Below are 8,356 nucleotides of genomic sequence, written 5' to 3'. Positions count from 1 at the left end.
GACCCGCTCTGCCTGCGGTGAGCCCGCACCCTCTGGGTGATCCATGAAATAAGCTCCTCGCAGCCTCCAACGCCATGATTTATATCGGAAATAGCACAATCACGACAGCGAAATAAGCGAGTTACTTGGGGAATGTGGGATTACCGGCCCACGGGGGAGAGCGCTGAGAACCTGGCCTTCATGGAGATCATCGACAAGCAGTTCCTGGAGACCCCGTGGTATGGCTCTCGCCAGATGGCGCGGCACATGAAGCGGCAGGGTCACAAATGTGGCCGCCATCGTGTGCGTCGACTGATGCGCCTGATGCGGTTGGTGCCGATCTACCAGGAGCCCAACACCAGCAAGAAGCACCCGGCGCACAAGATCTATCCCTACCTGCTCAAGGGGCTGGCGATCAACCGGCCCAACCAGGTCTGGTGCGCCGACATCACCTATATCCGGATGGAGCGGGGGTTCCTGTATCTGGTGGCGATCATGGACTGGTATAGTCGCAAGGTGCTGGCCTGGCGGCTGTCGAATACCTTGGAGGCAGACTTCTGTGTCGCGGCGCTGAAAGAGGCGCTGGCCAAATATGGCCCGCCGGATATCTTCAACACCGATCAGGGATCGCAGTTCACCAGCAGCGACTGGATCGATGAGCTGAAGGAGGCCAAGGTGAAGATATCGATGGATGGCAAGGGCCGCTGGATCGACAATCGCATGATCGAGCGGTTGTGGCGGTCGTTGAAATACGAATGCGTCTACCTGCGCGCCTTCGAGACCGGGTCACAGGCCCGAGACGGTATTGGGAAATGGCTGGCCTATTACAACGCCGAGCGGCCCCACTCGACCCATGGCATATTGACCCCCGAAGAGGTCCATGCCAGCAAAACGGAACCCATGAAAATGGCAGCCTGACGTGAAACCCTGATCCACCTTAACTGGGCTGCATTCTGGTCGAAAAAGCAGGACCACCTCTCAGAGCCAAGCGCGAAAAGCCACCAAAACCACCTGATCGAAATCCATGACTTGGCCCTCACGGGCCAAGGCGGCCAGTCAACCGCCAGCGCTCTGCGCGCCCGTCACCCAACCCCAAAGTGGTCTACTTTTGCGCCGCCCTTTGGTCGGATTTTACTCCGCCGTTGACACAGGACAACCGAGCCTCGTCAGGCCATATTCCCGGACCGCCGCCGCGCCGCTAGGAACAGACCAAATGCCAGCAGGACAAACGCAGCCTGGCTCAAGGCACCGCCGTCGATCTCGGGGACGGTTTCAATAAATGTAGCGCGTGCATAGTTATATCGTTCGGCGTCGGTTGAACCTGGTGCTGGATCTGCGGGTGAGCCCGTCGAAGAAACGCCACCTGATTCAAAAATTGCCCATCCAAACACGAAATCTGTAGAGCCAATATAATTAGGACGAAACTCATGAACAAACGAGAGTAAATCACTTGATGATGAGCTGGTGTTAAATAAAGGTGGTTGTCCTTGCGCCAGCCATTCGGCACGATAAGCTCTGACGAAACTTTCGCTAAGAGTAGAATTACCCCACCATGGCTGAACTTGGTGATCTGAAGTCGCATTAGCATAGGTTTCGTTAACAGCCGCTATCTCATAAATATCGTTTCCGACTTGGATAGTAAGCGTCTGCGCCTTTGCCTCACCGGCAAAGGCTCCGACGCTGAGCATGAGCGCGATGGCTCCGATCATGGTTTTGAGGTGAGACAACATCACAATCTCCTAAAATCAGTCAGCTTTCTGTTTGGCACTCCTTGGCGTTTATGTCAATTCAAATAGGCCTGTGCGGCAGGGCAATCGCGCTTCAGAAGCCTTGGATGAGTGTGCGCAGGAAGTCATTGCTCCAGCCTGCCTTTTTGAACTTCACGCGGTTTGAGCCTTTTGCAGTATTCGCCTTGATGATGCCCAATGCGATCCGTCGTAGCGCGGCGAAGTTGGCGGGGGCGTTGTCTTTGCGCGCGCGGTGCTGATCGTCGTTCATCACCACATCCAGCGACCAATGCAAGCTGTTCTCGATTTCCCAGTGGCCACGGATCAGCGTGGCGGCTGCTTGAGCTGTGACGCATTTTGACAGGAGGTACAGCCGCTCGGAGCTTCTGGCTGTTTGGCCCGCTGTGCGCTTGGAGACGACATGAACGAAGGCACCGAGATGTGGCCACTGATGGGTTTCTGCGAGATAGTCCGGCACGTCGTAGACGCGATATGACCGCTCCTCAACCCGGCCATGGTCACCGTCTACAGAGGTATATTCATCAATGTATTCAACATCCTGGTCAGCCACAAAGGCTTGCACGTCGGCTTGCATATCGCCCTGATTGCCCTTGAGCTGCATGCAATAGTCACCGCCTTCCTGCACGATCAGGTCACAGGTCTCTCGCTGGCAGTGCAAGGCATCGGCCGTGATGGTGATGCCACGAATATCAAGCATCTCAATCAACTCGCGCAGAGCCACAATCTCCCCGCCGCCCTTAGCACTTTGCGTCATCCCAAGGCTCAGCCGCGCACCATGAGCAAAGGCCGTAACAACGTTCAGGTTCGACTGGGCGGCCGCTTTGTCAAAGCTGCGCCGCATCTCCTTACCGTCGATGGCGATCGCCGGATGCTCGTCATGGGCTGAAGCAAAGTCGCTCCGGAACTTGTCGAAAAAGGCCTGTAGGCTGGTCGGCTTCATCAAGCGAAAGAGCCGAGAGTAGGCATCATGGCATGGGATTCCGTGAGGCAATTCCAGAAATTCGCGAAGAAATTCCTCCTTCATCTGCCCAAAATGCTCCATGTCGACCGCCGTCTCCCCGCCACACAGCGCGCACAAAAGGGCGATCGTCATCAGATCACAGAACTTATGCCGAGGCGCGTTACTCTTGCGGGGATCATCTTCGTCATTGAAATAGCTGGATAATGTCGGCATCTCGAAGCTCCATCTGATGATGAAACCTCAAGAATCCACTTTGCCCCAACTGTCAAAGCTCAAGTGCGATTCCCCTGGCCTGTGCGGTGTATTTTACATGCGGCCTGCACCTTTGGTACTCATTAAATCACCCCCCCCGAAAAACAAGGGGAATTTGGTCCTGTCGTGGCGGCGGACCGTGACGCCCGGGCCGGGTGTCTCACCCTGAGACGGAGCGCTTGAGTTTGGGTGTGTGAGGGTGCCAAGAAGATGCGCAGCGGCGTGCGCCCAGTTGATGAGGCAGCTACAGATCGAGCGGGGCAGCAGGACGGAAACGGTTGTGTGCCGTGTGTCTCCTGCAGAGCTTGCGTTGTGTCCGTCGTCAAATAATTTGGGACAGTTGAGTGCGCTTTCGTTTGGAGGCTCTGGCTCATCCTTGATTGATTTTATACGTTTTCAGTTTGGTGGCGCAAGCGCCGCTTGAGCATGGTTTTTCGTTTGATCTCCTCTCGCTGTTTCAGGATCTGCTGATCGCGGCCGAAGTAGACATCGGCGGGCGTCAGGTTTCCGAGGCTCTCGTGGTAGCGCTTATTGTTGTAATGGTCGACGAAGGCGGCGATCTGCCGTTCCAGGGCGGTGGCGAGTACCGATCTTGGTCTGCAACTTTCCAAGACTGAAAACCATCGCTCTTGATTTTTATCCGTCGCTAGCGTAGCCAACCCCTACACTGCTCTCACAATGACCTGTGAGATTATACCTCAACTTCACCCTGCCGTGTTCGGCAGGGTTTTTCTTTGCATATTCAGCTATTCTGCAATTTGGGCGGCTCCTTGATACCACCGGTCGAACTCACCCCACTCCCAATAAACTCATCAGCGTCCAGTCAGGCTATAGACGAGTTGGCCTACGCGTTCCTGGATGGCTGTATTCAAGACAGAAAGGGTTCCCGTAAGGTTCCAGAGAGTCTACCCTCAGGACCGTATCTATCATCTCGAGCGACTGAGTTGTTGATGTATATTTGGCGACCAAGAGCGAAAGCCTCCAAATGTACAATTGCCAGCTTTCCGCCGTATGCGCTGCGCTGGAAGATCGAGACATTCTTCCGGACCCTGAAAACTGGCTGCCGGATCGAGGAGCTTCGCCTGGCCACAGCTGATCGTTTGGCAAACTGTATCGCTTTGTGCTGCGTTGTGGCCTGGCGCGTCTCATGGCTGACGATGCTCCGCCGCGATGCGCCGAAAGCATCGCCTGCTGCCGTCTTCACCAACGTCGAACGCCAACTGCTCGAGCGCACGACGCTAGAAAGCAAGCAGAAGCTCCCGCGCGACCTCGATTTCTATATCAGGTGCATCGCGCGGCTCGGCGGCTATCTCGATCGCACCTCCGATGCGCGACCAGGCACCACCGTCATATGGCGCGGCCTCTCTCGCCTCGCCGACCTTGTCGAAGGCGCGCACATCGCAGAAACACCGCCAGCGGAGACATATGGGTAACTGCAAGATCGGCGAGGCGCTTACAAAGATATTTGATTGTGAAATCATTTTGCGCGTTTGCAGGCGAAGCAATGAGACCCACTAAGAGCACAAGACGCCTTACATATCCCAACATTTCACGATCACCTTTTTCCCAGTAGTTTGCGCTGACGAGAGCCTGCCTATGAAGGCTGATAGCCAACCTCTTTCTGGTGCCGCACTGCGACGACCAAAGCCACGTCTTGTTGCAAACGGTAGAGCGCGACATACCCACTGGCGCCAAAGCTGATTGGCCATTCCTGAAACTCTGGGTCCATGTCATCGACGGGACGGCCGGCATCTGGATGGTCTGCAATGATTTGCATTCCGTCACGGATTGCCCCTGCCGCACGTCTGGCAGCATCAGGGTTCTTCTCGGCAAGAAACCGATAAAGGCGCTGCACATCGGCCAGCGCCTCGGGCGACCAGATCAGACGTGGCACTCAGGCGGCTCCTGATCGTCACCAGCGGCGAGTTGGGCCAGCCAAGCATCTGCCTCGGCATGTGTCACATGCAGCCCGGTCTCCTGATAGGCGTTCCAGGCGCGGATACCGTCCTGGCGGAATGCTTCGCGCTTTTCCTCACGCTCGACGTATTGGGCAATCGCCTCGCGCATCATCCAATGCGGGGATCTGTCCCGCGCTTCAGCAAGAACTTTCACGCGGCTGTGGACGTCTTCGTCCAGTTTGACTGCAATGGGTGTTGGCATGGCTTTTCCTCCATAGGTGTCACTTTATAATACCTATGGAGGAAAAGCATTACCAGAGCTTATATGATCGGGTAATTCATTGGGCCCGCCTCCATGTCGATGCCCGTGGCATCGAGGGGGTTGGCCATCGGCTGGGGCGCAGCTCCAAGAGGATTGCACGCAAATCTCGGAACCACAGGTGAAGAGTTTGCATAAGTGCGCCCTTCACTGTTTCTCAGCTCAGGGTTTGTGCGTAACGGCTCCCGATCAAGCACAAATTATCACTTCCAAATTTTCCATACCCAGCGTCAGCCATTGGAGCACGACGCCAAATCACATTTTTCAGGCATCTGAGGCGCTCTGTGGGTACCTGATAGGTCAAAGAGCGGCAAGTGGGTCAACAGCCTCAGAAACGGCCCTTGGACGAAGCCGCTTCGCGGCATTGGCGCATTTGGCTGATGGAGTGAGCAGCCCGTAGCGATGCGCATTTTGCGATCTGACTGACCTGACGGACGATTGGGGCCTTCTCAATCATCAGACAGGAGGCTTTCATGACAGAGGAGAGAGTAACCCCACTGCGCCAACGGATGATCGAAGACATGCGCATCCGTGGAATGGGCGACAAACACCAAAAGTCCCATATCCGGGCGATCAAGGATTTCGCGGCGTTCCTCGGGCGATCACCCGATACAGCCACGCCGGAGGATTTGCGCGCCTATCAGCTCCATATGACGGACACAGGGATCACCCCATCGACCTTCAACACGCGTATTGTGGCGCTGCGGTTCTTCTTCGGGATGACCTGCGGGCGGGAGGAGATGAAGCGCTACATGCAATTCCGCACCGAACCGCGCAAGCTGCCTGTGGTCTTCAGCGTCGAGGAGGTGTCCGACATCCTGATGGCAGCACCTGGACCAGGGCTCAAGTATCGCGCCGCGCTCAGCATCTCTTACGGCGCAGGCCTACGGGCGGCCGAGGTCTGCAACCTCAAGATCGGTGATATAGACAGCGACCGGATGCTGATTCATGTCGAGCAGGGCAAGGGCCAGAAGGACCGCAAGGTGATGCTGTCGCCCGGATTGCTGGAGTTGCTGCGGGCCTGGTGGTGCGAGGCACGGCCGGAGGGCTGGCTGTTTCCAGGCAAGCCGAAGATCAACCCGATCTCACCGCGCCAACTGAACCGCGCCTTCACCTCGGCCAAGCACATGGCCGGGGTCAAAAAGCCTGCGACCTTGCACACGTTGCGGCACAGTTTTGCCACTCACCTTCTGGAGGCGAACACCGACGTGCGCGTTATTCAGGTGCTGCTCGGCCATGCCAAGCTGACGACCACCGCGCGATACACGCATGTCGCCACCAAGACGATCCGCGACACCGTCAGCCCCTACGAGATGCTGGCGAAGTTGCAGGACCAGACCGTGAAGCGAAGCCTGGAGTGACCGGACGCCGGGGTGGCCCGGCCCAAACTGGAGATCGCTGACATCTTCCGCGCGCATGGTCCTGCGTGGCGGCGGGCCAATGCGGGGCATGTCAGCCTGACCCAGCTCAAGGTCATGTCGGCGATCGAAGCCTGCCGGTCTGAGGCGCTCGGCGGGCATGTGGCGGGCTGTGCCAAATGCGGCCACCATCACGTCGCCTATAACTCCTGCAAGAACCGGCACTGCCCGAAGTGCCAGGGGCCAGCGGCGCGTGACTGGATGGCGGCGCGTGCCGAGGACCTGCTGCCCGTGGAATACTTCCACGTCGTCTTCACGATGCCAGCCGAGATCGCGCAGATCGCCTACTGGAACAAGAAGGCGATCTATGGCCTGCTGTTCCGGGCGTCTGCGGAAACGGTCATGACCATTGCAGCCGACCCCAAGCGCCTCGGTGCCCGGGTCGGCGTGACCAGCGTGCTCCATACCTGGGGTTCGGCGCTGACACACCATCCGCACGTCCACATGATCGTCCCAGGCGGTGGCCTGTCGCCCGACGGCGCGAGGTGGATTGCCTGCAAGCCGGGGTTCTTCCTGCATGTGCGGGTTCTGTCGCGGTTGTTCCGGCGCCTGTTTCTGGAGGGACTGATGGATTTGCACCGGGCCGGTCAGCTGGCCTTCTTCGGCGATCTGGCCGAGCTGGCCAGCGCGGACACCTTCACCGCCTGGCTCGCCCCGTTCCGCAAATCCGACTGGGTGGTCTATGCCAAGCCGCCCTTCGGAGGACCCGAGGCCGTGCTGGCCTATCTCAGCCGCTATACCCACCGCGTCGCCATCTCCAACGCGCGCCTGGTCAGCGCCGATGCCCATGCCGTGGCCTTTCGCTGGAAGGATTACCGCATCAAATCCGGCGATCGGCAAAAGGTCATGCGGCTGGTCACGCCCGAGTTCATTCGCCGCTTCCTGATCCATGTGCTACCTGACGGCTTCCACCGCATCCGGCACTACGGCCTGCTGGCCAGCGCGACCCGCAAAGCCAACATCAGAATGATCCGCGCCTTGCTCTGCGTCCAGCGGCCTGAGCAACTCGCCGTGCAGGAACCACAGACCGAGATCGCCCCGCTCACCCTGCGCGAACCGTGCCCCTGCTGCGGCGGCCCCATGCGCATAATCGAGATCTTCCGGCGCGGGCAAAAACCGATGTCGCGCGCCCCACCGAGGGAGCAGGCCGCATGACATATCGCCCGTCATCCATTACGGAGCACCACCGGCTACAGCCCGCAGACCCGGTCCGAACGGCGTGTGCTCGATCGTCTCCAGTGCGTCACGAGGCGGCAATAACTCCAAAACGCAAAGCCTTGTTGAGATCATCGGCCGGGTTTGCGACCGTATCAGGCACCTGGAGCGCCATCAGCAGCACTCCGGATGCAACCGTCGCCCCAACCGTCCGCGCACTTTCCCCATAGCCTGATCCAAGACCCACGCGGCTTCCTCCTTGGGAGGTTTTCCAACCCGGGTCGTGGTCGCGCGAATGAGCAGCGTTCCAACGCGACCCGCATCGGAATACCTTCACCTTAGAGGCTCTTGAGTGCTATTTAGGCATCGACGGCCTCAAGCGATCTATTCGGCTCTGAGGGCTTTAAAAAGCCCTGAACATTCTCAGCAATCGACCATGTCGTCTTTAGGCACTGCATCCGCAATATCGAGAACGAAGAAGTCAAGGAGTTATGCCCGAAAGTTGGTGATGGGCTGAGGTAGGCGGCATATCATGGCGGTGTTCAAGACGCCGTCGTTCTCAGAGAGAAAGGATATGCCACCATGGCCAAATCTACCGTTGTCCCGTTCGAACTGCCATCGGAATT

General features: G+C 57.9%; 10 protein-coding genes. 4 read left to right on the top strand and 6 right to left on the bottom strand.

Annotation, left to right across the window (positions count from 1 at the left end; genetic code table 11):
• Positions 1–132 precede the first annotated feature (132 nt).
• On the top strand, positions 133–897 hold the full coding sequence (locus tag VJ956_RS02355) for an IS3 family transposase (RefSeq protein WP_324081205.1): 765 nt from the start codon (positions 133–135) through the stop codon (positions 895–897).
• A gap of 248 nt (positions 898–1,145) precedes the next feature.
• On the opposite strand, the gene VJ956_RS02350 is transcribed toward VJ956_RS02355, so the two are convergent.
• The 3 genes from VJ956_RS02350 to VJ956_RS02340 form a co-directional block, all read right to left on the bottom strand.
• A complete protein-coding gene (locus VJ956_RS02350) occupies positions 1,146–1,709 on the bottom strand; it encodes a hypothetical protein (RefSeq protein WP_324081203.1) in 564 nt (187 codons plus the stop codon).
• 91 nt (positions 1,710–1,800) lie between these two features.
• Positions 1,801–2,901 carry an ISAs1 family transposase gene (locus VJ956_RS02345; RefSeq protein ID WP_324081201.1) on the bottom strand — a complete coding sequence of 367 codons (1,101 nt, stop codon included), beginning with the start codon at positions 2,899–2,901 and terminating at the stop codon, positions 1,801–1,803.
• A gap of 425 nt (positions 2,902–3,326) precedes the next feature.
• Positions 3,327–3,551 (bottom strand): integrase core domain-containing protein, encoded by a 225-nt coding sequence (locus VJ956_RS02340; RefSeq protein ID WP_414674366.1) that lies wholly within the window; start codon positions 3,549–3,551, stop codon positions 3,327–3,329.
• Positions 3,552–3,890: 339 nt separating this feature from the next.
• Here VJ956_RS02340 and VJ956_RS02335 point away from each other — a divergent pair, with 339 nt between their 5' ends.
• The gene (locus VJ956_RS02335) at positions 3,891–4,373 is read left to right on the top strand and encodes an IS4 family transposase (RefSeq protein WP_324081199.1); all 483 of its coding nucleotides are present in this window, start codon (positions 3,891–3,893) and stop codon (positions 4,371–4,373) included.
• A gap of 161 nt (positions 4,374–4,534) precedes the next feature.
• Here VJ956_RS02335 and VJ956_RS02330 read toward each other — a convergent pair whose 3' ends face one another.
• On the bottom strand, positions 4,535–4,834 hold the full coding sequence (locus VJ956_RS02330) for a type II toxin-antitoxin system RelE/ParE family toxin (protein WP_324081197.1): 300 nt from the start codon (positions 4,832–4,834) through the stop codon (positions 4,535–4,537).
• Positions 4,822–5,100 carry a CopG family ribbon-helix-helix protein gene (locus VJ956_RS02325; protein WP_324081195.1) on the bottom strand — a complete coding sequence of 93 codons (279 nt, stop codon included), beginning with the start codon at positions 5,098–5,100 and terminating at the stop codon, positions 4,822–4,824. Before VJ956_RS02325 ends, VJ956_RS02330 begins: the two co-directional genes overlap by 13 nt.
• Before the next feature lie 530 nt (positions 5,101–5,630).
• Here VJ956_RS02325 and VJ956_RS02320 point away from each other — a divergent pair.
• Together VJ956_RS02320 and VJ956_RS02315 are read left to right on the top strand one after the other, a co-directional pair.
• Positions 5,631–6,518, top strand: coding sequence for a site-specific integrase (locus VJ956_RS02320; RefSeq protein ID WP_324081193.1), 888 nt, complete (start codon positions 5,631–5,633; stop codon positions 6,516–6,518).
• Between the two features lie 12 nt (positions 6,519–6,530).
• The gene (locus VJ956_RS02315) at positions 6,531–7,730 is read left to right on the top strand and encodes an IS91 family transposase (RefSeq protein WP_292294439.1); all 1,200 of its coding nucleotides are present in this window, start codon (positions 6,531–6,533) and stop codon (positions 7,728–7,730) included.
• A gap of 88 nt (positions 7,731–7,818) precedes the next feature.
• On the opposite strand, the gene VJ956_RS02310 is transcribed toward VJ956_RS02315, so the two are convergent.
• On the bottom strand, positions 7,819–7,977 hold the full coding sequence (locus VJ956_RS02310) for a hypothetical protein (protein ID WP_324081191.1): 159 nt from the start codon (positions 7,975–7,977) through the stop codon (positions 7,819–7,821).
• Positions 7,978–8,356: the final 379 nt, after the last annotated feature.

The sequence above is a fragment of the Marinobacter sp. genome (assembly GCF_035268745.1).
Taxonomy (GTDB): Bacteria; Pseudomonadota; Gammaproteobacteria; order Pseudomonadales; family Oleiphilaceae; genus Marinobacter.
Note: the sequence above shows the minus strand (reverse complement) of the source record. Positions and strands in the feature narration are given on the sequence as shown.